We start from the raw sequence: 25546 nt of genomic DNA on the forward strand, positions 1-25546 counted from the left end.
CCTCTCTCGAAAGGTTCCTGATGAAAAACGTGCGCTTGCTCTGCGCTGCTGGTTTGTTGGCGTTCGGCGCGGTCAATGCGGCCGCACAGATCCTGATCGGCCAGACCGCTGGCATGACCGGCTCGGTCGCTGCTAGCGTGAACGAGACCATTGGCGGCGCCAAGCTGGTGATCGATGCCGTCAATGCCCAAGGCGGCGTCCATGGCGAGAAGATCGAGATCCTGCGCATGGATGACGCCTTCGACGTCAAGCGCGCGAGCGAGAACGCACGGGTGCTGATCGAGGAGAAGAAGGTGGTCGCGCTCTTCATGAGCCGCGGCACGCCGCATTCGCAGGCCATCATTCCCTGGCTCGACAAGTACGACGTGGCGCTCATCGGCCCTTCGACGGGCGCGATGGTGCTGCACAAGCCGGTGCAGAAGAACGTGTTCAACGTGCGGTCCACCTACCAGCGCGAGGCAGAGAAGGCGGTGCAGCACCTGCTCACCATCGGCATGACGCGGATCGGCGTGGTGTACGTGACCGACTCCTTCGGCCAGGATGCCCTGGAAGGCGCAATGGCCGGCTTCAAGAAGGCAGGCGCCACGCCGGCAGCGCTGGCACCGGCCGATCGCGAGAAGCCCGACTACGCCTCGATCGTGCCGAAGCTCACCGCCGCCAACGCGCAGGCGGTGGTGTGGATCGGCTCGGGCCTTGCGGTGGTCGACGGTGTGAAGGCGCTGCGTGCGGCCGGTTCCGCAGCGCAGGTCGTCACCTTGTCGAACAACGCCTCGTCCGGCTTCATCAAGCAACTGGGCGAGGCGAGCAGCAGCGTGATCGTGACGCAGGTGTTCCCGAACGAACGCTCCATCGGTCAGCCGATGGTCAAGGAGGCACTGAGCCTGGCGCGCGCCAAGGGCCAGAACGAACTCTCGCCCGCTGCGCTCGAAGGCTTCGCCTCGGCCAAGGTGCTGGTCGAGGCGCTTCGCCGCGCGGGGCCGAAGCCGACCCGGGCCCGAGTCGTGGCGGCCCTGGACACCATCCGCAACTACGATCTTGGCGGGCTCGAGGTCAGCTATTCGCCCACCGACCATTCGGGCATCGACTTCGCCGATCTCTCGATCATCAGCGACGGCAAGTTCAAGCGCTGAGGCCTCCGCGCCCCGGCGCGGCCTGGCGTCTAGCGTCTCGCCGGCGAAGGCAGCAAGCGGCGCAGCGCTTCGAAGAACAGATCGGACTGCTCCCGCTCTCCCTGTATCTGCGCCGCCACGTGCGCGGCAAGCGCCGCATCGACCGGCACCAGCGGTCGCCCGGTCGATTGCGCGATCACCTGGTGAAGACACGCGCGCTCGAGGTAGTAGAGATCGTCGTACGCGTGCGCGATGCGCCCACCCGCCACGATCACGCCATGGTTCGCCAGGAAGGCCACGTCCTTGCCCGCCATGGCGTTCGCGATGCGCTCGCCCTCCCGGTCATCGAGGGCCAGGCCGTTGTAGCTGGCGTCGATCGCGATGCGGTTTATGTAGCGCATCGCGTTCTGGCTCAGCGTCGGGTCGAGCGCGCGGTCGGCGGTCAGCGTGAGCGCCGTGGCATAGGGCATGTGGCAATGCAGCACGACGGCGTGGCCGGTGATGCGATGCACCGCGCCATGGATGAAGAGGGCGGTGGGTTCGACCCGATGCCGCCCCGCGAGCACTTCGCCGTGCACGTCGATCAGCACGATGTCGTCGGGGCCGATCTCGCTCCAGTGCAGGCCGCGCGGATTGATCAGGTAGCGGTCCTGCACGCCCGGCAAGGCCACGCTGAAATGGTTGCACACGCCTTCGGACAAGCCGTGATGCGCGGCTGCACGCAGCGCGAGCGCAAGGTCCTGGCGCAAGGTGCGGACGGCGGGGCTGGCGTAGTCGGAGTCAGCAGGCATGGCGTGTCGATGAAAGGGGTTGGGTGGACGAAGGCCGCGATCAGGCGCGCCGCGTGCCGGCGAAGGCCGCGACGAAACGCAGCGCGTCTTCTCGCACGGCGGCTGCGGTCTTTCCGGGCTTGTACAGCGCCGATCCGATGCCGAATCCCGTGGAACCGGCTGCGCGCCATTCGTCCATGTTGTCGGGCGTGATGCCGCCGACCGGCATCAGCTGGGTGCCCTTGGGCAGCACGGCCAGCAGCGCCTTCACGACGGCGGGCGAAGCCAACTCCGCCGGAAACAGCTTGAGCCCCGTGGCGCCCGCGGCCAATGCGCCAAAGGCCTCGGTCGGCGTCATCACGCCCGGCAAGCTCACGAGGCCGAGGCGGGCTGCTTCCGCGATCACCTCGGCGTTGAAGTTCGGCGCGACGATGAGTTCGCCGCCCGCGGCATGCACCTCGCGGACCTGCTGGGCGCTCAGCACCGTCCCCGCGCCGACGAGCGCATCCGGAAAGCGATGGCGCATCAGCGCGATGCTGTCGAGCGGTTGCGGCGAGTTGAGGGGCACTTCGAGCAGGCGGAAGCCTGCTTCGACGATCGCGTCGCCTATCGCGGGTGCCTCGGCCGGCGTCAGGCCGCGCAGGATCGCAACGAGCGGCAACTGGCGCATTGCGCCGGAGAATTTGTCGACAGGCGTGGTCATTGTTTTCTGTGGCCCAGTGAGTGGAGTGCGTGCAGGCCGGCCCAGGTGGCTTCGGCGCCGAGCGACCTGGCCGTGGTGCCCGAGGCCTGCAGGGCCAGCATGTAGCGCTGGGTGAGTGCAGACGTGCCGATCAGCACGACCTCGGCGGCGGCGTGGACCGACTGCGTGCGCAGTTCCTCGCCGATCAGGATGCCGGAGAGATAGCTCGACAACTCGCGCGCCGGCATGCGGTCGAACAACGAGAGCGTTCGCGCACCGAAGGCATTGTGCAGAAGGCCCTGTCCGTTGTCGGCCTGCGTGACGCCTTGCAAAAAGGCGGCTTCGTCCAGAGGTGCAGAGGTGTCGATGGTGCGCGAGAGGATCGAGTGCTGGCTCAGCACCGCGTAAAACTCGCCGGTCATGAAGGTGCGGAAACCCGTCACCATCCCTTTCTTCACGCGGGCCCATTTGTTGTGCGTGCCGGGCAACACGAACAGTCCATCGTGGATGCCGGTGAGTGCCATCGCGCCGAAGATCTGGACCTCCTCGCCGCGCATCACGTCGGGCACGCCGTCGTGCGTGTCGCTCAGGCCCGGCACGATCGAGATTCGGCCCGGCTCGATCTCGAGGATCTTGTTGCGCACTTCGACCAGTCCCGCGGGGCACGCGCAGTAGGGCGCCTCGACCCAGCCCTGCTTGCTGCCGGCCATGCCCGAGATAAGGCAACGCATGCCTTGAGCGTGCATCCATTCGCCGAAGTGCGTTTCGAACACTTCGGTGAAGCCGCCGTGCTTCACGGTGAGGATGCCGCGCGAATGGCTCTGTTCTTCCAGCACCCGCCCATCGGGGTCGAGCAGCGCACCGCGCAGCGAACTCGTGCCCCAATCGACGGCGACCAGGCGGGTGTGGCTCATGTCAGTCGGCTCTCGGCTTGTACGCGGTCACGTCGATCTCGACCTTGGCGTCGATCATCAGCCGCGATTCGACGGTCGAGCGTGCGGGCCGGTGGTCGCCCAGGCACTCCATGTAGACGCGGTTGAAGCTGCCGAAATCGCGTGCGTCATTGAGCCACACGCTGACTTTCGCGATGTCGGCCAGCGTGCAGTCGGCCAGTGCCAGAGCCTGCTCTATGCGCTTGAACACCTGGCGCGTCTGCGCCTCGATGCCGCCGACGATGACCTGGCCCTGATCGTCGGTCGGGACTTGGCCGGAGACGAAAACGAAATCGCCCGCGCGGGTGGCGGGCGAGAGGGGGCGTGCCTGCCGATCGGAGGCAATCGGTGACTGGCCGAGCATTTCAACTTTGGACATGGCGATGAATTTGTAATGAAATTACATTTAATGGAAGGGTAAACCCCTGTTTGACGTGGAAAATCGCTAGAAATACGATCTGCGATGTAATGTTATTACTCATGGAGCCGCGATGCAAACAACCGCCATCACTGTACCGACATCTGGTTTTTCTCAACTGAACCCGGTGCGCGCATCGCGATGGCGAACCGTCGCCGGTGCGCTCGCCGCAACCGTCGCATTCGGCTTGCTGCCTGCCGCTGCATTCGCCGAACCTGCCAAGGGCGGCGCCGCCAACCTGGCGATGGTCGGCGAGCCGCAGGGTCTGGACCCGATGATCAGCACCGCAGACCTCGTGGGCACGATCATGCAGCACGTCTACGAACCGCTCTATACCTTCGATGCCAACTGGAACGTGGCACCGATGCTGGCGGAGGGCATGCCGGTGGTCTCCAAGGACGGCCTGACCTACACCATCGCGATCCGCAAGGGCGTGAAGCTCCACAACGGCCGCGACCTGAATGCCGATGACGTCGTGGCTTCGCTGCAGCGCTGGATGGAACTCTCGCCGCGCGGCAAGTCCGTGGGCAAGGAAGTCGCGTCGCTCACGGCCAAGGGGCCGCTCAGCGTCGAGCTCAAGCTCAAGAGCCCGTATGCGCCGCTGCTCGCCCAACTCGCGCTGCCCAGCGGCATGGCCGCGATCCTGGCCAAGGAAAGCATCGCGCCGCAGCTGAAGGAATTCATCGGCACCGGCCCCTACAAGTTCAAGGAACGCCGCCCCGACCAGTTCACCGTGCTCGTGCGCCACGACGGCTACACCGCGCGCAAGGAAGCGCCCAGCGGCTACGCCGGCCGTCGCGAAGCCCTGCTCGACGAGCTGCGCTTCGTGCCCGTGCCCAATGCGAACACGCGCGTCGAAGGCTCGCTCTCTGGCCAGTTCCAGTATGCGGACCTGCTCCCGGTCGAGGCCGTGGGACGCATCGAGAAGGGCGCGCCCGCTGTCGTGCCGATCGTGACGAAGAACTTCGGCTTCCCCTACATCGTGTTCAACACCAAGGAAGGCGTGCTGGCCTCGCAGCCGTTGCGCCGCGCGGTGCAGACGGCGGTCGGGCAGGGTGAGCTGATGGCCGCCGGCTTCGGCGACAACCGCTTCTTCGTGGTCGAGCCCAACTTCTTCCCGAAGGGCACGCCTTACTACTCGGCTGCCGGCACCAACGCCTACAACACGCGCAACCCGCAAACGGCCAAGGACCTTGCTGCGAAGGCCGGCTACAACGGCCAGCCGGTGCGCATCATGGCGAGCCGCCAGTACGAGTTCCACTACAACATGGCGCTCGTGATGTCCGAGCAGCTCAAGAAGGCCGGCTTCAAGACCGATCTGCAGGTGGTCGACTGGGCCACGCTGGTGCAGCGCCGCAACGATGCAAAGCTGTGGGACGTGTACTTCACGCACTCGGGTCTCTTCCCGGAGCCGATGCTCTCGCCGCCGCAACTGGGCGACGGCGCCCCGGGCTGGTGGGAAACACCGTCCAAGAAGGCGACGCTGACCGCCTTCAACCAGGAAACCGACAACGCCAAGCGTGGCGCACTGTGGGGCCAGGTGCAGCAGACCGTGTATGACGAAGTGCCCTTCATCGAAGTCGGCAAGTTCAACAGCCTGTCCGCGCGCTCGGCCAAGCTGGAGGGCTACACACCCGCGATCTGGCCGTTCTTCTGGAACACCGGCCTCGCCAAGTAAGCCCGGCGAACCCTACCCATGTTGCGCTTCTTGCTTACCCGCCTGGCGGGGGCGGTGGTGGTGCTCGCCATCGTCGCGGTGCTGGTCTTTGCGCTGACGCGCCTCGCTTCTGGCGACCCGGTCGCGCTGCTGCTCGGCGACCAGGCGACCACCGAGGACATCGCCCAGGCCCGCATCCAGTACGGACTCGACAAGCCCTTGCCGACCCAATTCGTGCTGTGGGTCGGCGAGCTGCTGCAGGGCAACCTGGGGCAATCGCTGTTCCTTCAGCGTCCGGTGGCGCAGGCGCTGATGGAGCGCGCCGAGCCGACGATGTTCCTCGCGTTGTTCGCCGTCAGCATCGCCGCGCTCATCGGCATCCCCGCCGGCATGGCGGCGGCCATCTGGCACGGCAGCGCGGCGGACCAGGCCGTGAGCGGCGTGGCCATGCTCGGCGCCAGCATTCCGAGCTTCTGGCTCGGGCTGATCCTGATCCAGTTCTTCGCGGTCAAGCTCGGGTGGTTTCCGACCTCGGGCTATGGCGACCCCAGCGCTTCGCTGCATGAGCGGCTGCACCACCTGCTGCTGCCCGCGCTGGTGCTGGGCCTGCTGAACTCGGCGCTGATCATCCGCTTCACGCGCGCCTCCATGCTCGACATCCTTGGCGAGGATTACGTGCGCACCGCACGCGCCAAGGGCCTGCCGGAGCGCGTGATCATGGTCAAGCACGTCTTGCGCAATGCGCTGGTGCCGATCGTGACAGTGCTAGGCCTCACGCTCGCGCTGATGATCGGCGGCACGGTGGTGACGGAAACCGTCTTCAATCTGCCCGGCGTCGGCAACCTGGTGGTGCGCGCGGTGCTGCGGCGCGACTACCCGGTGATCCAGGGCACGCTGCTGGTCATCGCCGCGATCTACGTGTTCATCAATCTCGGCGTCGACTTCATCTACACGCTGGTCGATCCGCGCATCCGGCTGGAGTCCAAATGAAAGCGGCCGTCTTCTCTTTTTTCGGTGGCGCGATGCCGATCGCGCGCCGCCTGTTCTCGCGCAAGGTCGTGCTGGCCGCGGCGCTGGTGCTGCTGCTGGTGGTGGGCGTCGCGGTGATCTACCCGTGGATCTCGGATGCCGACCCGGGCGCCATCGAGATCAGCAACCGCCTGCATGCGCCCTCGTGGACGCACTGGGCCGGCACCGACGAACTCGGCCGTGACGTGATGCTGCGCATCGTGCACGGCGCACGCTACTCGTTGATGATCGGCTTCGTCACCGCGGCGGGCGCCGTGCTCTTCGGCACGCTGATGGGCATGCTGGCCGGCTTCTTCCGCAAGCTGGACGCCCCGCTGATGCGCGTGGTCGACGCGATGATGTCCTTCCCCGACATCCTGCTCGGCATCGCGCTGGTGTCGATCCTCGGCGTGTCGCTGTGGAACGTGATGCTGGCGCTGGTCATCGTCTACACACCGCGCGTGGCACGCGTGGTGCGCGCCACCACGCTCGTCCTGCGCGAGCTGCTCTTCGTCGACGCTGCACGCGCGCTCGGCGTGCGCACGCCGCGCATCCTGCGCAAGCACATCCTGCCGAACCTGATGTCGCCGATCCTCGTGCAGGTGACCTTCATCTTCGCGTACGCGATCCTGGCCGAAGCCGGTCTTTCATTCCTCGGCGTCGGCGTGCCGCCGGACATTCCGACCTGGGGCACCATGATCGCCGGCAGCCTCGAATATGCCGACAAGGCTTTCTGGACGATCTTCTGTCCGGGCCTCGCCATCGTGCTGACCGCGCTCTCGCTGCAGATGTTGGGCGATGGCGTTCGCGACCTGCTCGATCCCAAACTGAGGAAGGCCGCATGAACATCCACACTGCAACGATCCCGCGTCTGGAGGTGCAAGGGTTGTCCACTTCCTTTGCCACCGAGACTGGCCGAATCCAGAGCGTGGCCGATGTGTCGTTCGCGATCCGGCCCGGAGAAACGCTCGCACTCGTGGGCGAATCGGGTTCGGGCAAGTCCGTCACCAGCCTGACGTTGATGGGCCTGCACGCGAGGACATCGCACGCACAGGTGCAGGGCGAGGCGTGGTTCGTGCGCCGTGACGGTCGCAGGGTGAACCTGCTCGAGATGCCCGAGGCCGAGAAGCGCGCACTGCGTGGAAACGAGCTGGGCATGATCTTCCAGGAGCCCATGACCAGCCTCAACCCGGTGCTGACCATCGGCGAGCAGATCGCGGAGTCGGTGCGGCTGCACCTCAAGATGGATCGCAAAGCTGGCTTCGCCCACGCGCAGCGCATGCTGGAACTGGTGGAGATCCCGGCCGCGGCGCAGCGGGTCCATGAGTATCCGCACCAGTTGTCCGGCGGCATGCGCCAGCGCGTGATGATCGCGCTCGCCATGGCCTGCAATCCGACATTGCTGATCGCCGACGAGCCGACCACCGCGCTCGACGTCACCATCCAGGCGCAGATCCTCGCGCTGATGGGCCGGCTGCAAAAGGAAACCGGCATGAGCATGCTGTTCGTCACGCACAACCTCGGCGTGGTGGCGCAGTACGCGGATGCGGTCGCCGTGATGTATGCGGGCCGCATCGTTGAATCAGCGCCCGTGCACGATCTCTTTGCGCGGCCGGAGCATCCCTATACGCGTGGTCTGCTGGCCTGCCTGCCGGGCGTCGCGCGACGTCGTGGCGCACCCCTCGCGATGGCCGGCAAGCGGCCGCAATTGGTAGCGATTCCAGGCCAGGTTTCGAGCCCGCTCGCGCCGCCTCCGGGCTGCGCCTTCGCGCCACGTTGCACATTCCGCCGCGGGCCCTGCGACGCTCAGATGCCTTTGCTCGAATCGGCAGGAGGCCAGCGTATGGTGCGCTGCATCGGTTTCATCGAGGAGAAGGCCGCATGACGACTTCGACGTTGGCGAGCGACAACCTGCTCGAGATCCGCAACCTGCGCAAGTACTTCGGCAAGGGCAGCCACCCGGTGCGCGCGGTGGACGACGTGAGCTTCACCATCCGCAAGGGCGAGACCCTCGGCCTGGTCGGCGAATCGGGCTCGGGCAAGAGCACCATCGGGCGCCTGCTCACGCGGCTGGTCGATCCGACCGACGGCCAGATGCTGTACCAGCCGCAGGGGTCGGATGCAGCGCCTCAGGATCTGGCGGGGTTGTCGCAGTCGCAGTTCCGGCCGCTGCGTTCCAAGGTGCAGATCATTTTTCAGGACCCCTACGCCAGCCTGAATCCGCGCATGCGGATCCGCGACGTGCTGGCGGAGGCGCTCGACACCCACGGCCTTGCCAAGGGTGCGGCGCGCAAGCCGCGCATCCAGGAGTTGCTGCAGCAGGTCGGCCTGCGCCGCGAGCATGCCGATCGCTTTCCGCACGAATTCTCTGGCGGGCAGCGCCAGCGCATCGGCATCGCCCGTGCGCTGGCGGTGGAGCCGCAGTTCATCGTGGCCGACGAGCCCCTGTCGGCACTGGACGTGTCGATTCAGGCGCAGGTGGTCAACCTGCTGGGCGAACTGAAGGAACAACTGGGCCTGACGCTGCTCTTCATCTCGCACGATCTCGACGTGGTGGAGTACCTGTGCGATCGCGTCGTGGTGCTGTACCTCGGCCGCGTGATGGAGATCGCGCCGACCCACTCGCTCTACACGCAACCGCAGCATCCGTACACTCGCGCGCTGCTGGCCGCGGCACCCATTCCCGACCCCGCACAGAGGCGCGTGGTGCCGCTGCTGCAGGGCGACCTGCCCAGCCCGGCGAACCCGCCTTCTGGCTGCGTCTTTCGCACCCGCTGCCCGCTCGCGGAGGAGCGCTGCGCCAGCGCCGACATGCAACTTCGCGAAGTGCAGCCCGGGCACTGGCATGCCTGCTGGCGAAACGACCTTTGATCTTTGCGCGACCGTGGCCCATCATCAAGAACATCCAACCGAGGGATACACATGACAGAAGAGTTCATCCTGGACCACCGCAGCAAGAGCTATCCGCTCGAGGCCGCACCATGCCGCGCGGCTGACATTGGCCAGAAGGGATGGAACGTGCTGGCGGACGACCTGTCGTATCCGCTGGCCGTCATTCGCCGCTCGGCGCTCGCTCACAACATCGCGTGGATGCAGGACTACGCGCGGCGAAAGGGCGTGACGCTGGCGCCGCACGGCAAGACCACCATGTCGCCCGAACTCTTTGCGCAGCAGCTGGCCGGCGGCGCTTGGGGCCTGACCTTCGCGACCATCTACCAGCTCGCGGTGGGCGTGGAGGCAGGCACCCGTCGCGCCATCATCGCCAATCAGGTGATGTGCGATGCCGACCTCGACGGGCTGGACATGCTGCTGGCCGGGCACAACGACCTGCGCGTGTGGTTCCTGGTCGATTCGCTGGCGCAACTGGCGCTGGTCGAAGACTGGGCGCAGCGCCGGCAGTGCAAACGCTGCTTCGACGTGCTGATCGAGATCGGCATACCCGGCCAGCGAACCGGCTGTCGCACGCTGGAAGAAGCGCTCACGCTGGCCGCCGCCGTCTCGCGCTCGAAGGTGGTCCAACTTGGCGGCATCGAATGCTACGAAGGCGGTCTGGCGCGTTGCGACAGTGAGCATGACGCGCGCGAGGTCACTGCGCTGGTCAACCGTGTGCTCGAGGTCGCACGCGCCTGCGATGCCGAGAACCTCTTCTGCGACGACACCGTGATGCTGACGGCCGGTGGGTCGGCGGTGTTCGACCTCGTCGTGCCGCTGCTTCGCGCGCAAGGCCTCTCGCGGCCGGTGCGGGGTGTGCTGCGGTCGGGCTGCTACGTCACGCACGACAACGGCAACTACGCGCGCTTCCTGAAGCAGGTCGAGCAGCGCGAAGGGCTGGACGAGTCCCTGCGCGCAGCGCTGGAAGTCTGGGCGATGGTGCAGTCGGTACCGGAGCCGGGCTTGGCGCTGTTGACGTGCGGCCGCCGGGACATCTCCTACGACCTCGAAATGCCGATCCCGGTGCGCCACGCGCCGCGGGGCGAACGCACGGCCGCCGCTGTGCCTGCGGGCTGGACGATCAGTGCCCTCAACGACCAACATGCCTATCTGCGCTTCGACCCCGCCGGCCCGGTGCCGCAGGTCGGCGACCGCGTCGCGCTGGGCATCTCGCACCCTTGCACCACTTTCGACAAGTGGCGCTGGCTCGCGCTGGTCGAGGACGACGGGGCCGTGACCGGCGCCATCAGCACGCGCTTCTGAGGCTTTCGATGAACGACTCCGCAGCCCATCTCCTGCAGCGCTTGCGCGAGCGCATGGCCGAATTACCGGCCGCGCAGCGCAGCGTCGTGCAATGCGTGCTCGAAGACCCGCGCGCCGCCGTCGCCGCCACCGTGGAGCAACTTGCGCAGCAAGCCGGTGTCTCGATGCCGACCATCGTTCGGACCTGCCGCAGCTTCGGCTTCGAGTCAGTGCGCGAATTCATGCTGGCGCTGGCACAGGATCTCGCGGTCACTGGCTCGTACCTGCACCGCAGCGTCCTCGCGGAAGACAGCGCGGGCGACGTCGCCAGCAAGATCATCCATGCGGCCGTGTCGTCGCTGACCGAACTGGGCCGTCGCATCGACGTCGCCGTGGTCGACGAAGTCGCGACACGGTTGGCCGCCGCGCGGCGCATCGATTGCTATTCGGTGGGGGCGGCGTCGACCTTCATGGCGAGCGAACTGCAGAGCCGCCTGTTCAGGCTCGGGTGCACGTCCAACGCCATCTTCGATGCGCACCAGCAACTGGTCTCGGCCAGCACGCTGGGACCCGACGGCGTGGCCTTCGTCATCTCGCACGTGGGGCGGATGCCCTACACGCTGGAGGCGGCGCGCTTCGCCCGCTCGCAAGGTGCCACGGTGGTGGCCCTCACGCAACCCGATACGCAGTTGGCCGAAATCGCGGACCTCGTGCTGGCCGTGTCGGTCCCGCAGGATGCGGTGATGCGCGTCGGCACCGAGGCCTACCTCGCGCACCTCGTGGTGATCGAGGTCCTGATGGTGCGGCTTGCGCAGAAGCTCGGGCCGGTCGCAACGCGTGGGCTGCAGCAGTTCAAGCAACTGCTGCACAAGCACGGCTTCGACAGCGCCGAGTATTCGGGGGCCACGGAGACCAACGACGAGAGGCCATGACCATGCAAGACACTCAGTCCACGCTGCTCAAGGGCGGCCAGATCGTCGACGGCAGCGACAGCCCGGGCTGGCTCGGTGACGTACTGCTGGTCGGCGAGCGCATTGCTTCCGTTGCGGCGCCCGGCGCAACGCCGCCCGAATTGCTGGCGAGCCTTCGCGAACGCGGCACCGTGCAGGAGATCGATTGCACAGGTTTGGTCATCGCGCCCGGCTTCATCGACGTGCACACGCACGACGACGCCGCTGCCATCGAGAAGGCCGACATGCTGCCCAAGCTGTCCCAGGGCGTGACCACGGTGATCGTCGGCAACTGCGGCATCTCGCTCGCGCCGGTGGTGACGGATGCACCGCCGGCGCCGCTCTCGCTGCTGGGGCGTGGTCAGTTTCGCCACGCCACCATGCGCGCCTATGCCGATGCGGTGAATGCGGCGCGGCCCGGCGTCAACGTCGCGGCACTGCTCGGGCACACAGCGCTGCGCATGCGTCACATGCCCGTGCTGGACCGCGCTGCCAACGAGGCCGAGCGCGCTGCGATGGCCGCCGACATGCAGGAGGCCATGGATGCGGGCGCGCTGGGCTTGTCCTCGGGCGTGTTCTACGAGGAAGCCTACGCGGCTGATGTCGATGAACTCGTCGCAGTGGCCAGTGTGGCCGCGCGCAATGGCGGCGTGTATGCCACCCACATTCGAGACGAACTGGCCGGCATTCTTCCGGCCCTGCAGGAAGCCGCGCTGACTGCTCGCCAGTCCGGCCTCCCGCTCGTCATCTCGCACCACAAGTGCGCTGGCCCGGACAACTGGGGCCGCACGCGCGAGACCCTGCCGCTCATCGAAGAACTGGCGCGCAGCCAGGAGATCGGCATGGACGTGTACCCGTACACCGCCGGCTCCACCGTGCTGCGCGAGGATCTTGTCGACGGCATCATCGACATCCTCATCACCGGCAGCCAGCCCCATCCCGAGGTAGGCGGGCGTTACCTCGCAGACATCGCGGCGGAGTGGGGCATATCGCAAAAGGAAGCCGCGGTGCGCCTGAAGCCCGGCAACGCCTGTTACTTCCAGATGCGTGAGGACGACGTGCAGCGCGTGATGACGCACCCGCTCTCGATGATCGGCTCGGATGGCCTGCCGCACGACGAGAGGCCGCATCCGCGGCTGTGGGGCGCCTTTCCGCGTGTGCTTGCGAGCTATTGGCGCGAGAAGGGATTGCTGCGGCTCGAACAGGCGATCCACAAGATGACGGGCATGTCGGCGGCGCGCTTTCGCATTGGCGAACGAGGGCTGATCAAGGCCGGCTACATGGCCGACGTGGTGCTGTTCGATCCGCTGCGCGTCAAGGATGGCGCGACCTTCGAGCAGCCGCGGCAGTTGAGCGAAGGGATCGAACGCGTATGGGTCAACGGTGTGTTGAGCTACACCGCCGAAGGCCGCGAGACAGGGGCACGCGCGGGTCGCTTCGTGGTGCGTGCGAAGGTGCCGGCGCTGCAGGGCTGATTGCGCAGCGCGCGAAAGCCCCCCTGTTTTGCGCCGCCCTGACCATCAGGGTTTGTCCTGCCGGGCATCGAATTCAATCATCATATGATTTGAATCGGCAGCGCTGCAGACTGGCGTTGTTGAGTGGAGATTCAACCTCGATGCCGGTTTAGCAGGAGACATTCCATGCCCCATTCGATGAACGCGAGGCGCCGGCGCATGCTGCAGGGCCTGGGTGCCGCGGCAATGCTGCCAGTGGCTTTCTCGGTGAGAGCCAATGACTTCCCGACCAAGCCCGTGGAGCTCGTGGTGCCTGCATCGGCCGGTGGCGGCACGGATGCACTGGCACGCGCGTTCTCGGAAGCCGTCAAGAAGCACTTTCCGCAGCCCATGGTCGTGAACGACAAGCCGGGCGCCAGCGGCGTGGTCGGCATGAGTGATGTGCTCAACGGCAAGCCCGACGGCTACAAGGTGAGCGTGGTGATCGCGGAGCTCGTGATCCTTCCGCACCTCGGTCTTTCGAAGTTCACCTACGCGGACTTCCAGCCGGTTGCGCGCCTCAACGCCGACCCGTCAGCCATCACCGTGCGCACCGAGGCGCCATGGAACACCATCGAGGAATTCCTGGCCGCGGCCAAGGCCAAGCCCGGCGAGATGAAGGTCGGCAACTCCGGCAATGGTTCGATCTGGCACCTTGCTGCCGCGGGCCTGGAAGACAAGACCGGGGTCAAGTTCAACCATGTGCCCTACCAGGGCGCGGCGCCCGGTGTGGTGGCACTGCTCGGCGGCCACATCGATGCGGTCGCGGTGAGCCCCGGTGAGGTGGCGGCGCACGTGCAAGGCGGCAAGCTGAAGATGCTCGCCGTCATGTCCGACCAGCGACTGAAGGCCTTCGTCAAGGTGCCGACCTTGAAGGAACGCAACATCGACCTGTCGATCGGCACGTGGCGCGGCCTTGCCGTGCACAAGGCCACGCCGCCCGACATCGTGACGACGCTGCGCACGGCCGCACGCAAGGCGGCCGAAGAGCCCATGCTTCGCGAACAGCTCGAGAAGCTCAACCTCGGCTTCGCGTACCTCGATGCCGAGGCCTTCGGGCAGGCCATGCAGCGCGACCACGAATACTTCAAGCAACTCGTGCAGAAGCTGGGGATCAAGGCATGAGCCAAACCAACACCGCCGAGCGGCCCGAGCTCCTGGTCGTCGCGCCACTGATGCCCTTTCTCATGGAAGCGCTGTGCCGCGAATACACCATTCATGACCGCATCCATGTGAGCGATCCTGCTGCGTTTGGCGGCGTCGCGCCGCGCATCCGCGGCGTGGTCGCCAACGGCGAGGCCAAGGTGCCTCGCGAGTTGATCGCGCAATTGCCGGCGCTCGAAGTGATCTCGGTGTTCGGCGTGGGCTACGACGGCGTCGATGTCGCCGCCGCGCACGAGCGCGGTGTTCCTGTGACGAACACGCCCGAAGTGCTGAACGACGACGTGGCGGACCTCGCCATCGGACTCATGATTGCGGTGGCACGGCGTATTCCGCAGGCCGATCGCTTCGTGCGTGCGAACGAGTGGCCAAACGGCCCGATCGCGCTGAGCCGCAAGGTCACGGGTGGTCGGCTCGGCGTGGTCGGCATGGGCCGTATCGGCCAGGCGATCGCGCATCGCGCTGCGGCCTTCAACATGGAGATTGCCTATACGGCACGCTCCCCGCGCCCGAACCTCAACTACACCTACTACCCCGATGCGGCCTCACTGGCGGCAGTCGTCGACTTCCTGATCGTGATCACGCCTGGCGGCGCGGGCACGCGCGGAATGATCGACGCTCGCGTGCTCAAGGCCCTCGGGCCCGACGGCTACCTCATCAACGTGGCGCGCGGCAGCGTCGTCGATCAACCGGCGCTGATCGATGCGTTGCGCAACGGCGTCATCGCCGGTGCCGGACTCGACGTCTTCGTGAACGAGCCCAACGTCCCCGAGGAACTGCGCGCCATGCCCAACGTGGTGCTGACCCCGCACATCGGAAGCGGAACGAAGCAGACGCGCGAAGCCATGGGCCAATTGACCTTCGACAATTTGCGCGCGCACTTTTCGGGCAAGCCCCTGCTCACGCCAGTGGACGCCTGAAGGCGCTGCATGACGAAGAACATCCACGGCCGAACGCTCGACCTGCTGGGGGAGGCGATCGTGTCGCACCGCTATGCCATCGGCATGCCGATGCCGGCAGAGCCCCTGCTGTGCGAGGAGTTCGGTGTCAGCCGGACGGTCGTGCGCGAGGCGGTGAAGTCGCTGGTCGCCAAGGGGTTGATCATCACGGGCCCCAAGGTCGGCACCCGTGTGCTGCCGGATGACCGGTGGAACTGGTTCGACCCCGACGTCATCACCTGGCAGGCCCGCGCCGGCCTCACGCCCGAGTTCCTTCGAGACCTGCAGGACTTGCGTCGTGCGGTCGAGCCCGCCGCCGTCAGGCTCGCCGCAGAGCGCGCGACCGCGGAGGACATCGAGGAGATCGAGGCGGCCTACGCCGGCATGAAGCACGCCGTGGAGTTTGGCGGCGACTACGTGACCTTCGACCTGCGCTTTCATCATGGCTTGTTGCGCGCCGCGCGCAACCGCATGCTCGCGCAGATGAGCAAGGCGCTGCACGCCTTGCTGCGAACCAGCTTCGAGATTTCCACCGTCAAGAAGGACGGCCCCGCGCAGTCGCTGCCCATGCACCGCGCTGTGCTCGACGCGGTGATCGCGCACAACCCGGCGCGGGCCGAGCGGGCCATCATCAAGCTCATCGATGGTGCGCGAGAGGACATCGAGGAGGTGATCGGTTCGCGCCGTCGCCTGCCGCGACTCAGCCGTCCACCGCCGCGTCTCAAGGCCGCGGCTTGACCGCGCCTGGCTATCCCGTTCCCAACCCTCCGCTCGGTCATCGAGCAATCCCGTCGCAGAAAAAAGGAGACAGAAGCATGAAACTCAAAGCACTCGTGATACCGACGTTGATGGCCCTCGGCCTCGCCGTCGCCGGCCAGGCTTCGGCACAGGAGAAGCTCACCGTCTGGTGGGTCAAGGGCTTCTACAAGGCGGAGGACGAAGCCTTGTTCGCGGCCATCAAGAAGTTCGAGGAGAAGCACAAGGGCGTCAAGGTCGAACTGTCGCAGTATCCGGTGCAGGACATGATCCCCAAGACCGTCTCGGCGCTCGATTCGGGCAGTCCGCCCGACGTGGCCTATGCCGACGTCTACGACTTCCAGGTCACGGGCAAGTGGGCCTTCGACGGCAAGCTGGAGGACATCAGCAGCGTGATCGGGCCGATGGCGTCGCGCTTCGCGCCCAACACGGTCGAGACCACGTTCCTCTACAACGACCAGACGAAATCGAAGGCCTACTACGCCTTCCCGATCAAGCAGCAGACGATGCACATCAACTACTGGATGGACATGCTGGCCGAGGCGGGATTCAAGGAGTCGGACATTCCGACCACGTGGAAGGAATACTGGTCGTTCTGGTGCGAGAAGGTGCAACCTGCCAGCCGTCAGAAGAGCGGCAAGCGCACCTTCGGCATGGGCATGCCGATGGGCGTGGATTCGAGCGACTCGTTCTATTCGTTCCTGACCTTTGCAGATGCGTACAACGTCAAGATGGTCAGCGATAGCGGCAAGCTGCTGGTCGACGACCCCGCCGTTCGTGCAGGCCTGATCGGCGCCATGACCGACTACGTCACGCCCTACCAGAAGGGCTGCACGCCGCCGTCGTCCACGAGCTGGAAGGATCCGGACAACAACGTCGCCTTCCATAACAAGACGACCGTGATGACGCATAACGCGACCATCTCGCTGCCGGCCAAGTGGCTCGACGATTCGAATAACGCCTCGCTCACGCCCGAGCAGCGCGAGGAAGCCAAGAAGAACTACTTCGAACGCATCCGCACGGCGGGCTTCCCGTCCAAGCCTGACGGCAGCAAGATGGTTTACCGCACGGCCGTGAAAACGGGCGTGGTGTTCAAGGACGGCAAGAACAAGCAGCGCGCGAAGGAGTTCGTGACTTTCCTGATGCAGGAGGAAAACCTCACGCCTTACGTCGAGGGTTCGCTTGGCCGCTGGTTCCCGGTGACCAAGGCGGGGCAGGCGAGCCCGTTCTGGCAGGCCGATTCACATCGCAAGTCGGTGTTCAACCAGTACGCGGCCGGCACGGTGACCTTCGAATTCACGAAGAACTACCGCTTCACCATCCTCAACAACGAAAACGTGTGGGCCAAGGCGATGAACCGCGTCGTGAGCGACAAGGTGCCGGTGGACAAGGCGGTCGACGAGATGATCGAGCGCATCAAGACGGTCGCACGTTGACCTGACGCGGCAGCCGACCATGAGTTCCACCGCAAGCGCCGTGACCGCGGCCGGCGCCGCCCCGACACCCGCCATCAAGCTCGGACGCTGGCAGTTCTGGGGACGACTGATGGTCGTTCCCTATCTGCTGGTGTTCGTGATCTTCGTGCTCTACCCGGTGTGCTACGGCCTCTGGCTGGCACGCCATCCGCAAAGCTACGTGCACCTGGTGGCCGATCCGATCTTCTTCAGGTCGGTCATCAACACGATCATCTTTCTCGTCGTCGCCATCAATGTGAAGATGCTGGTGGCGCTGGTGCTCTCGGGCTTCTTCGTGCAGTCGCGCTGGTGGATCAAGATCCTCGCGGGGATCTTCATCCTGCCGTGGGCGGTGCCGTCGATCCCGACCATCCTGTCGGTGCGCTTCATGCTCAACCCCGAGTGGGGCGTGATCAACAGCACCATCTTTCACCTGACCGGGCTCGATGGTCCGAACTGGCTCAACGACCCGACGCTGGCGCTGAGCTTCGCGATGCTGATGCACATCTGGAAGTCGCTGCCGTTCTGGACGCTGATCCTGGTGGCCGGCCGGCTGTCTATCCCGACCGAGCAGTACGAGGCCGCGTCCGTCGATGGGGCGAGCTCGTGGCAGAAGTTCAAGTTCATCAGCTGGCCGGCGCTGCGCACGCTGTACGTCACGTCGCTGATCCTGTCGATGATCTGGACGCTCGGTGACTTCAACAGCGTCTATCTGTTGACCGGTGGTGGCCCGGCCGACCTGACGCACGTGCTCGCGACGCTGGGCATCCGGTACTTGCGGCTCGACCAGGTCGATCTGTCGATGGCGTCGATCGTGGTGGCGTTGCCACTCATCTTGCCCCTCGTGTACTTCATGATGAAGAGGCTCTCGAAATGAAGCGCTGGACCTTGAAGTCCGTCGGCAACGAGGCCAAGCTCCTGCTGATCGGCATCCCCGTGCTGCTGTGGACGATCATCCCCGTCTATCACATGGTGTTGTTCGCGATCTCGCCGCGCGGCGAAGCGACGAGCGGGCGCCTGTGGCCCAAGTCGCCGACGCTGGACAATTTCAGCACCGTCTTCCATCAGAGGCACTTCTATCTCGACCACTTCTGGGTGCAGCTAGGCAACTCGGTGCTGATCGCCGTCGCGGTCGGGGCGATCACTTTGTTCGTCGCGACCACGGCAGCTTTCGCGATCAGCCGCCTGCGCCTGCGGGGAGGCCGCACCGTGATGAACATGGCGCTCTTCACCTACTTCATCCCCGCGGCCTTCCTCGCGGTGCCGATGTACAAGACCATGGGCAACTATGGACTGCTCAACAGCCAGTGGTCGCTGATCCTCGCGATGGTGACCATCGCGTCTCCGTACTGCATCTGGGTGCTCAAGCAGGCTTCGGACAAGCTCCCGTATGAACTCGACGAAGCTGCGCGCATGGATGGCGCGTCGCCGCTGCAACTGTTCCGCCTGGTGTACCTGCCGCTGATGGTGCCCTCGCTGGTCGCGGTCGGCACCTATGCGCTGCTGCTGGCGTGGAACGAATACCTCTATGCCTTCCTGCTGCTGTCGAATGACCGCAGCGTGACGCTCGCGGTGGCGCTCGGCAATTTCCTCGCGGCAGACGATTCGCCATGGGAACTGCTCATGGCCACGGGCCTGATCTATGCGCTGCCGCCCGCGGCGATCTACTACACCTTCAAGCGCTACATGGTCGGTGGCATCACCGCCGGCGCGGTCAAGAGCTAAGGGAGAAAGAACAAAATGGCTTCAGTCACTTTTCAGAACGTCCAGAAGTCCTACGGCAAGACGCAGATCATCGAGCGGCTCGGCTTCGAGATCGAGGACGGCGAATTCGTCGTGCTGGTCGGGCCCTCGGGCTGCGGCAAGTCCACGTTGCTGCGCATGCTCGCGGGCCTGGAGGACATCACCGGCGGCGAGATCATGATCGACGGCCGTGTGGTCAACGAACTCGAATCGAAGGACCGCGACATCGCGATGGTGTTCCAGAGCTACGCGCTCTATCCGCACATGACGGTGGGCGAGAACATGGGCTTCAGCCTCCGCCTGCGCAATGCCGACAAAGGCGTGACGGAGAAGCGAGTGGCGGACGCGGCGAAGATCCTCAATCTCGACAAGCTGCTCGGACGCTATCCGCGCGAACTCTCCGGCGGGCAGCGTCAGCGTGTCGCGATGGGGCGGGCCATCGTGCGTGACCCCAAGGTGTTCCTCTTCGACGAGCCCCTTTCGAATCTGGATGCGAAGTTGCGTGTCGCAATGCGCGCGGAGATCAAGGCGCTGCACCAACGCCTGAAGACCACCACGGTGTACGTCACGCACGACCAGATCGAGGCCATGACCATGGCCGACCGTATCGTGGTCATGCACGACGGCGCGGTCGAGCAGATCGGCACGCCGCTGGAACTCTATGACCGGCCGGACAACCTGTTCGTTGCCCAATTCATCGGCTCACCGTCGATGAACGTGATCGAGGGATCGGTGAAGCGGAGCAACGGAAGCTGCGCCGTCGAGGCCCAGGGCGCACTGTGGCCTGTGCCGGCCGGCACGGCCGTGGCGGAGGGGAAGGCAGTGCACTACGGTGTTCGACCGGGCGACATCACGTTGTCGGATGCCGCCAATGGCGTACCGGCCAAGGTCATCGTGGTCGAGCCGACGGGCGCGGAGACGGAACTGCTGGTCGAGGTCGGGGAAGCCCAGATCACGCTCGCGGTGCACGGGCGGGTGGACGCGCAGCCCGACCAGATGGTCGGGCTCGTGATTGCCAGTGAGAGCGTGCATTTGTTCGACCGACAAAGTGGCCAGCGGTTGAGCTGATCGAAAAAGAAAAAAGGGCGCCGAAGCGCCCTTTGTTTGCCGGATGGTCGTGTTCTCAGCGACCGAACGAGCGGCCACCGCCGCCACCGTATCCGCCACCGCCGCCGCCGCCACCGTAGCCGCCGCCGGAGCGACCGCCACCCGAACGGCCACCACCGCCACCGCCGGAACGGTTACCGCCGTAGCCACCGCCGCCGCCACTGCGACGACCGCGACCGCTGCCGAGGCTGTCGACGCTAGTGCGCAACGGATCGGGCTGGCCCGCACCGCCTGCCACCGCTTCAGCGCGCAGGTGCGCGACTGCATCGGCTTGCGTCGGGCTGTGGCTGTTGCCGTGATGACGCGGCTGGCGCTCTTCGTGCGGCAGGTGGTCGTGATGATGGTGATGCACCGGTGCATGGTGCGGCGCCCGCGCCGGTCCTTGCGATCCGCGTGCCGGACCCTGGCCGCGACCACCCTGGCCACGCTGGCCCTGGCCGCCGCCATTGGCACTGCGACCTGCCGGTGCGCCCTGGCCCTGGCCGTTGCCACCGCGACGCTGGCCGCCGCCGTTGCCGCCATTTCCACCGCCGCCACCAGCGCGTTCGCCTTGGCCGGCCTTGTTCTCGCGGATGCGCTGCATCATTTCCTGGCGCGCGGCCTTGGCTGCGGCCTGCATCACGTCACGGCTCGGCGGACGACCGGCGCCGCCCCAAATGGTCTGGCGGCCCATAGCGATGGGCTCGGCGCGTTCGCCTTCCTCGGGGCCGAAGCCGTCGATGGTCTTGACAGGGATCTGCTGCTTGGTGAAGCGCTCGATCTCCTGCATGAAGCCTTCCTCATCCAGGCAGACCAGGCTCACGGCCTCGCCGCTCGCGCCGGCCCGACCGGTGCGGCCGATGCGGTGCACGTAGTCTTCGCTGACGTTCGGGATCTCGTAGTTCACGACGTGCGGCAACTCGTCGATGTCGATGCCGCGTGCGGCGATGTCGGTCGCGACCAGCGCGCGGATATCACCGCTCTTGAAGCCGGCCAGCGCCTGCGTCCGGGCGCTCTGGCTCTTGTTGCCGTGCAGCGCCATCGCTTCGATGCCGTTCTTGGTCAGGAACTCGGCCACGCTGTTGGCGCCGAACTTGGTGCGGGTGAACACCAGCACCTGGCTCCAGTTGTGCTCGTTGATGATGTGCGCGAGCAGTGCCTTCTTCTTGCCGCGGCCGACCGGGTGGATCACCTGCGAGATGCGCTGCACCGTGGTGTTGCGCGGCGTGACCTGGATGCTTTGCGGATTCTTCAGCAGCGTGGCCGCGAGATCGCGGATCTCGTCGCTGAAGGTGGCCGAGAACAGCAGGCTCTGCTTTTCCTTCGGCACCAGCGCGAGAATCTTCTTCACGTCGTGGATGAAGCCCATGTCAAGCATGCGGTCGGCTTCGTCGAGCACCAGCATCTGCACGGTGGAGAGGTCGAGCATGCCTTGCTGCTGCAGGTCGAGCAGGCGGCCGGGCGTGGCCACGAGGATGTCGACGCCGCTCTTGAGTTTGCTGATCTGCGGATTCATGCCGACGCCGCCGAAGATCACGGTCGATGTCAGTTGCAGGTACTTGCCGTAGGTGCGGACCGATTCCTCGACCTGGGCCGCGAGTTCGCGCGTGGGGGTCAGCACCAGGGCGCGAACGCCGGTGCCGCCGAACTTGTTGGTGGCGCTGCGGCTCATGGTGAGCTTGTGCAGCAGCGGGAGGGTGAAGGCAGCGGTCTTGCCGGTGCCGGTCTGGGCGCCGCCCAGAAGGTCGTGGCCGTCGAGCACGGCCGGAATGGCCTGGGCCTGGATCGGCGTGGGAGTTTCGTAGCCCTGCTCATGCACGGCCTTCAAGATGGCCGGGGCCAGCTTCAGTTCATCAAAGTTCATTGAGTTCAATAAGCGCCCTACACGGCGCAGTGGTATCCACCCGCTCGGGCGTCAAGTTGGACGTCGAGCCAGTAAGGGCGGATGAGGTCAGGAGTGGGAGCCGGAAGGCCCGCCCCTGTCGAGGGAATTGGCCTTCTTCGTCCCCGGCGGAGAGCCGGCGTTGCGGGCAACTGGACCCGGCAACAGACGATATTGTCGCATGAGTCGATAATCCACGGTTTGCCGCGTCCGGTTCCGGGCGTTTGCGCAACCCCTCCCACCTCTCTGAACGCAAGCAATCTGATGGCCCAGTACGTCTACACCATGAACAAGGTCAGCAAGACCGTGCCGCCCAAGCGGCAGATCTTGAAGGACATTTCGCTCTCCTTTTTCCCGGGCGCCAAGATCGGCGTGCTGGGCCTGAATGGTTCCGGCAAGTCGTCGCTGCTGAAGATCATGGCCGGCATCGACAAGGAAATCGAAGGCGAGGCGCTGCCAATGCCCGGTCTCACGATCGGCTACCTGGAGCAGGAGCCCAAGCTGAACGCGGCGCACACGGTGCGTGAATCCGTCGAGGAGGCGATGGGTGCGGTCTACGCGGCCAAGGCACGCCTCGAAGAGGTGTACGTGGCCTACGGCGCCGAAGACGCCGACTTCGATGCGCTCGCGGCCGAGCAGGCCGAGCTCGAAGCCATCATCGCCACCGCCGGCACCGACTCCGAGCATCAGCTCGAAATCGCCGCCGATGCGCTGCGCCTGCCGCCGTGGGAAGCCAACATCGGCGTTCTGTCGGGCGGCGAAAAGCGCCGTGTCGCGCTGTGCCGCCTGCTGTTGAGCAAGCCCGACATGCTGCTGCTCGACGAACCGACCAACCACCTGGACGCCGAATCGGTCGAATGGCTCGAAGTGTTCCTGCAGCGCTTTCCGGGCACCGTGGTGGCCATCACCCACGATCGCTATTTCCTCGACAACGCCGCCGAGTGGATTCTCGAACTGGACCGCGGCCGCGGCATTCCATGGAAGGGCAACTACAGCACCTGGCTCGAGCAGAAGGGCGAACGCCTGGCGCAGGAGCAGAAGAGCGAGGAAGCCCACGCCAAGGCCCTGAAGAAGGAACTCGAATGGTCACGCCAGAACCCCAAGGCGCGTCAGGCCAAGAGCAAGTCGCGCCTGGCCCGCTTCGAGGAACTGAGCGATTTCGAATACCAGAGGCGCAACGAAACGCAGGAAATCTTCATCCCCGTGGCGGAGCGCCTGGGCAACCAGGTGTTCGAATTCAAGAACGTCAGCAAGTCCTTCGGCGACCGGTTGCTGATCGACAACCTCAGCTTCGAGGTCCCCGCGGGCGCGATCGTCGGCATCATCGGCCCGAACGGCGCCGGCAAGTCGACGCTGTTCAAGCTCATCGCCGGCAAGGAGAAGCCGGACAGCGGTGACGTGGTGGTCGGCCAGACGGTCAAGATGGCCTTCGTCGACCAGACCCGCGACGCGCTCGCGAATGAGAAGACCGTGTGGGAAGACATCTCGAACGGCCTCGACATCATCAACGTGGGCAAGTTCCAGATGGCGAGCCGGGCCTATGCCGGACGCTTCAACTTCAACGGCGCCGACCAGCAGAAGAAGGTCGGCACGCTGTCCGGTGGTGAACGCGGCCGCCTGCACCTCGCCAAGACCCTCATCGCGGGCGGCAACGTGCTGATGCTCGACGAACCGTCGAACGACCTGGACGTCGAAACGCTGCGTGCGCTGGAAGACGCGCTGCTCGAGTTCGCGGGCTCCGTGCTGGTCATCAGCCATGACCGCTGGTTCCTCGACCGTATCGCGACGCACATCCTGGCGGCCGAAGGTGACAGCCAGTGGACCTTTTTCAACGGCAACTACCAGGAGTACGAAGCCGACAAGAAGAAGCGCCTGGGCGAAGAGGGCGCCAAGCCGCACCGGATGCGTTTCAAGGCGCTGAAGTAACAGAGGGCTAATCCGGGCGCCGCAAGGTGCCTGGGCGGAGCAAACTCCGGCCCATTCCAGTTCGGCGCGGTAGCGCCAGAAGGAGCGGGCATGAAAGTGACGATTCGATGCTTTGCGGCGGCGCTGGCGCTTCTCGCGGGGTGCGGAGGGGGTGGTGGTGGCGCCAACATGTCGGTCGCCGCATTGGGTGTCGGCGCCACCGCGACGGTCCCGACGCCTGCGCTTCCCCCGGCCCAGCCGAACGCGGGCAGTCCCGCGCAGCCTGCGGGGGGCGCTCCCGTGGCGCCGATGACCGTCAAGGTCACCGAGGTGGCGACGGGCCTTGATACCCCATGGGGCCTAGCCTTCCTTCCCGACGGCCGGATGCTCATCACGCAGCGCGGCGGCCAGTTGAGGTTGCGCAATGCCGACGGTTCCCCCGTCAACGGCGGCGCCGATCAGATCAGCGGCGTTCCGGCTGTGGCGGCGATCGGGCAGGGCGGCTTGCTCGACGTCGCCGTCGATCCTGCCTTTGCCGGCAATCGCCGCATCTACATCAGCTACTCCGAGCGGGATGGGTCGAATCCCAACCTCAACGGCACCGCCGTCGCGCGTGCCGAACTCGATGCGAACAACCGCAGCCTCGCCAATCTCGTGGTCATCTACCGGCAATCGCCCAAGGTGGACAGCACGGCGCATTTCGGTTCGCGCCTGGTGTTCGACCGCAACGGCTTTCTCTTCGTCACGCTGGGCGATCGGCTGCTGGACACGCAGCGGGGCTTTGCGCAGGACCTCACGCGCGGCAACGGCAAGGTCGTGCGTATCACCACCGACGGCGCCCCGGCATCGGGCAATCCGTTCGCGGCTACGGCGGGGGCGCAGCCGCACATCTGGAGCTACGGCCATCGCAATCCGCAGGGCGCGGCGCTGCATCCGGTGACGGGTGAGCTCTGGACCAGCGAGCACGGCCCGCAAGGCGGCGACGAGGTCAACCTGACCCTCGCCGGCCGGAACTACGGCTGGCCGGTCATCAGCTACGGGCAGGAATACGGCACGCTCACACAGGTCGGTGAAGGCACGGCCAAGGCGGGCATGGAGCAGCCGCTGACGTACTGGGAAAAGATAGACGGCTCCGCCTGGACGCCCGGAACGGCGAAGTCATCGATCGCGCCGAGTGGCATGGCCTTCTATACGGCCGACAAGCTGCCGGCCTGGACGGGCAATCTGTTCGTCGGTGCGCTCGCCGGCACGGCGTTGTGGCGGCTCACCCTCGACGGCAACACGGTGACGTCGCGTGAACGGCTTCTCGCCGATCGCGGCGAGCGCATCCGCGATGTACGGCAAGGTCCGGACGGATGGCTGTACCTGCTGACGGACAGCAGCAATGGGAAGCTGCTTCGTCTAGAGAGGTGAAGCTCGCCCCCACTTG

23 protein-coding genes are annotated in these 25546 nt (G+C 65.8%); 18 read left to right on the forward strand and 5 right to left on the reverse strand.

The genetic code is table 11. The annotated features are described in order from the left end of the window. Window positions 1-20 precede the first annotated feature (20 nt). Complete coding sequence (locus QTI24_RS25860; RefSeq protein WP_286604266.1) at window positions 21-1130, forward strand: ABC transporter substrate-binding protein; 1110 nt, start codon at window positions 21-23, stop codon at window positions 1128-1130. Window positions 1131-1159: 29 nt separating this feature from the next. On the opposite strand, the gene QTI24_RS25865 is transcribed toward QTI24_RS25860, so the two are convergent. From QTI24_RS25865 to QTI24_RS25880, 4 genes are read right to left on the reverse strand one after another with little or no spacing between them, the layout of a single operon-like run. Beyond that, window positions 1160-1900 carry an aldolase gene (locus QTI24_RS25865; protein ID WP_286604267.1) on the reverse strand — a complete coding sequence of 247 codons (741 nt, stop codon included), beginning with the start codon at window positions 1898-1900 and terminating at the stop codon, window positions 1160-1162. Between the two features lie 40 nt (window positions 1901-1940). Further along, window positions 1941-2582 (reverse strand): 2-dehydro-3-deoxy-6-phosphogalactonate aldolase, encoded by a 642-nt coding sequence (locus QTI24_RS25870; protein ID WP_286604269.1) that lies wholly within the window; start codon window positions 2580-2582, stop codon window positions 1941-1943. Further along, window positions 2579-3475 (reverse strand): 2-dehydro-3-deoxygalactonokinase, encoded by an 897-nt coding sequence (locus QTI24_RS25875; protein ID WP_286604270.1) that lies wholly within the window; start codon window positions 3473-3475, stop codon window positions 2579-2581. Before QTI24_RS25875 ends, QTI24_RS25870 begins: the two co-directional genes overlap by 4 nt. Window position 3476: 1 nt before the next feature. Further along, a complete protein-coding gene (locus QTI24_RS25880) occupies window positions 3477-3872 on the reverse strand; it encodes a RidA family protein (protein WP_286604271.1) in 396 nt (131 codons plus the stop codon). Window positions 3873-3984: 112 nt separating this feature from the next. On the opposite strand from QTI24_RS25880, the gene QTI24_RS25885 reads away from it, so the two are divergent. The 15 genes from QTI24_RS25885 (at window position 3985) to QTI24_RS25955 (ending at window position 20312) form a co-directional block, all read left to right on the forward strand. Next, entirely contained in the window at window positions 3985-5589 is a 1605-nt protein-coding gene (locus tag QTI24_RS25885) for an ABC transporter substrate-binding protein (RefSeq protein WP_286604272.1), read from the forward strand. An 18-nt stretch (window positions 5590-5607) separates the two neighbouring features. Further along, window positions 5608-6558, forward strand: coding sequence for an ABC transporter permease (locus QTI24_RS25890; RefSeq protein ID WP_286604273.1), 951 nt, complete (start codon window positions 5608-5610; stop codon window positions 6556-6558). After that, window positions 6555-7421 (forward strand): ABC transporter permease, encoded by an 867-nt coding sequence (locus QTI24_RS25895; protein ID WP_286604274.1) that lies wholly within the window; start codon window positions 6555-6557, stop codon window positions 7419-7421. The genes QTI24_RS25890 and QTI24_RS25895 overlap by 4 nt, the downstream gene beginning before the upstream one ends. After that, window positions 7418-8461 carry an ABC transporter ATP-binding protein gene (locus QTI24_RS25900; protein ID WP_286604275.1) on the forward strand — a complete coding sequence of 348 codons (1044 nt, stop codon included), beginning with the start codon at window positions 7418-7420 and terminating at the stop codon, window positions 8459-8461. Before QTI24_RS25895 ends, QTI24_RS25900 begins: the two co-directional genes overlap by 4 nt. Next, window positions 8458-9447, forward strand: coding sequence for an ABC transporter ATP-binding protein (locus tag QTI24_RS25905; protein WP_286604276.1), 990 nt, complete (start codon window positions 8458-8460; stop codon window positions 9445-9447). Before QTI24_RS25900 ends, QTI24_RS25905 begins: the two co-directional genes overlap by 4 nt. Window positions 9448-9498: 51 nt before the next feature. Beyond that, window positions 9499-10770, forward strand: coding sequence for an amino acid deaminase (locus QTI24_RS25910; RefSeq protein ID WP_286604277.1), 1272 nt, complete (start codon window positions 9499-9501; stop codon window positions 10768-10770). Between the two features lie 8 nt (window positions 10771-10778). Further along, window positions 10779-11681: a MurR/RpiR family transcriptional regulator gene (locus QTI24_RS25915; protein WP_286604278.1), complete on the forward strand. Its 903-nt coding sequence runs from the start codon at window positions 10779-10781 to the stop codon at window positions 11679-11681. Beyond that, the gene (locus tag QTI24_RS25920) at window positions 11678-13174 is read left to right on the forward strand and encodes an N-acyl-D-amino-acid deacylase family protein (protein WP_503011312.1); all 1497 of its coding nucleotides are present in this window, start codon (window positions 11678-11680) and stop codon (window positions 13172-13174) included. The genes QTI24_RS25915 and QTI24_RS25920 overlap by 4 nt, the downstream gene beginning before the upstream one ends. Before the next feature lie 165 nt (window positions 13175-13339). Continuing rightward, a complete protein-coding gene (locus tag QTI24_RS25925) occupies window positions 13340-14317 on the forward strand; it encodes a Bug family tripartite tricarboxylate transporter substrate binding protein (RefSeq protein ID WP_503011313.1) in 978 nt (325 codons plus the stop codon). Further along, complete coding sequence (locus tag QTI24_RS25930) at window positions 14314-15273, forward strand: 2-hydroxyacid dehydrogenase (RefSeq protein WP_286604279.1); 960 nt, start codon at window positions 14314-14316, stop codon at window positions 15271-15273. The genes QTI24_RS25925 and QTI24_RS25930 overlap by 4 nt, the downstream gene beginning before the upstream one ends. Window positions 15274-15282: 9 nt before the next feature. Continuing rightward, window positions 15283-16029, forward strand: coding sequence for a FadR/GntR family transcriptional regulator (locus QTI24_RS25935; protein ID WP_286604280.1), 747 nt, complete (start codon window positions 15283-15285; stop codon window positions 16027-16029). A 77-nt stretch (window positions 16030-16106) separates the two neighbouring features. Then, window positions 16107-17483, forward strand: coding sequence for an ABC transporter substrate-binding protein (locus QTI24_RS25940; RefSeq protein WP_286604281.1), 1377 nt, complete (start codon window positions 16107-16109; stop codon window positions 17481-17483). A gap of 19 nt (window positions 17484-17502) precedes the next feature. Next, window positions 17503-18378: a carbohydrate ABC transporter permease gene (locus QTI24_RS25945; RefSeq protein WP_286604282.1), complete on the forward strand. Its 876-nt coding sequence runs from the start codon at window positions 17503-17505 to the stop codon at window positions 18376-18378. Further along, window positions 18375-19226: a carbohydrate ABC transporter permease gene (locus QTI24_RS25950; RefSeq protein ID WP_286604283.1), complete on the forward strand. Its 852-nt coding sequence runs from the start codon at window positions 18375-18377 to the stop codon at window positions 19224-19226. The genes QTI24_RS25945 and QTI24_RS25950 overlap by 4 nt, the downstream gene beginning before the upstream one ends. A 15-nt stretch (window positions 19227-19241) precedes the next feature. Further along, on the forward strand, window positions 19242-20312 hold the full coding sequence (locus QTI24_RS25955) for an ABC transporter ATP-binding protein (protein WP_286604284.1): 1071 nt from the start codon (window positions 19242-19244) through the stop codon (window positions 20310-20312). 55 nt (window positions 20313-20367) lie between these two features. Here the strand turns inward: QTI24_RS25955 and QTI24_RS25960 are convergent, their stop codons facing one another. Beyond that, window positions 20368-22194: a DEAD/DEAH box helicase gene (locus QTI24_RS25960; protein ID WP_286604285.1), complete on the reverse strand. Its 1827-nt coding sequence runs from the start codon at window positions 22192-22194 to the stop codon at window positions 20368-20370. Window positions 22195-22476: 282 nt separating this feature from the next. Between QTI24_RS25960 and ettA the strand changes: the two genes are divergently transcribed. Both ettA and QTI24_RS25970 read left to right on the forward strand, forming a co-directional pair. Then, window positions 22477-24138, forward strand: a complete 1662-nt coding sequence (gene ettA / locus QTI24_RS25965; protein ID WP_286604286.1) for an energy-dependent translational throttle protein EttA — start codon at window positions 22477-22479, stop codon at window positions 24136-24138. A gap of 90 nt (window positions 24139-24228) precedes the next feature. After that, a complete protein-coding gene (locus QTI24_RS25970; RefSeq protein WP_286604288.1) occupies window positions 24229-25530 on the forward strand; it encodes a PQQ-dependent sugar dehydrogenase in 1302 nt (433 codons plus the stop codon). The last annotated feature ends 16 nt before the right edge of the window (window positions 25531-25546 follow it).

It is taken from the genome of Variovorax sp. J22P240 (assembly GCF_030316855.1).
In the GTDB taxonomy this organism is placed as follows: domain Bacteria; phylum Pseudomonadota; class Gammaproteobacteria; order Burkholderiales; family Burkholderiaceae_C; genus Variovorax.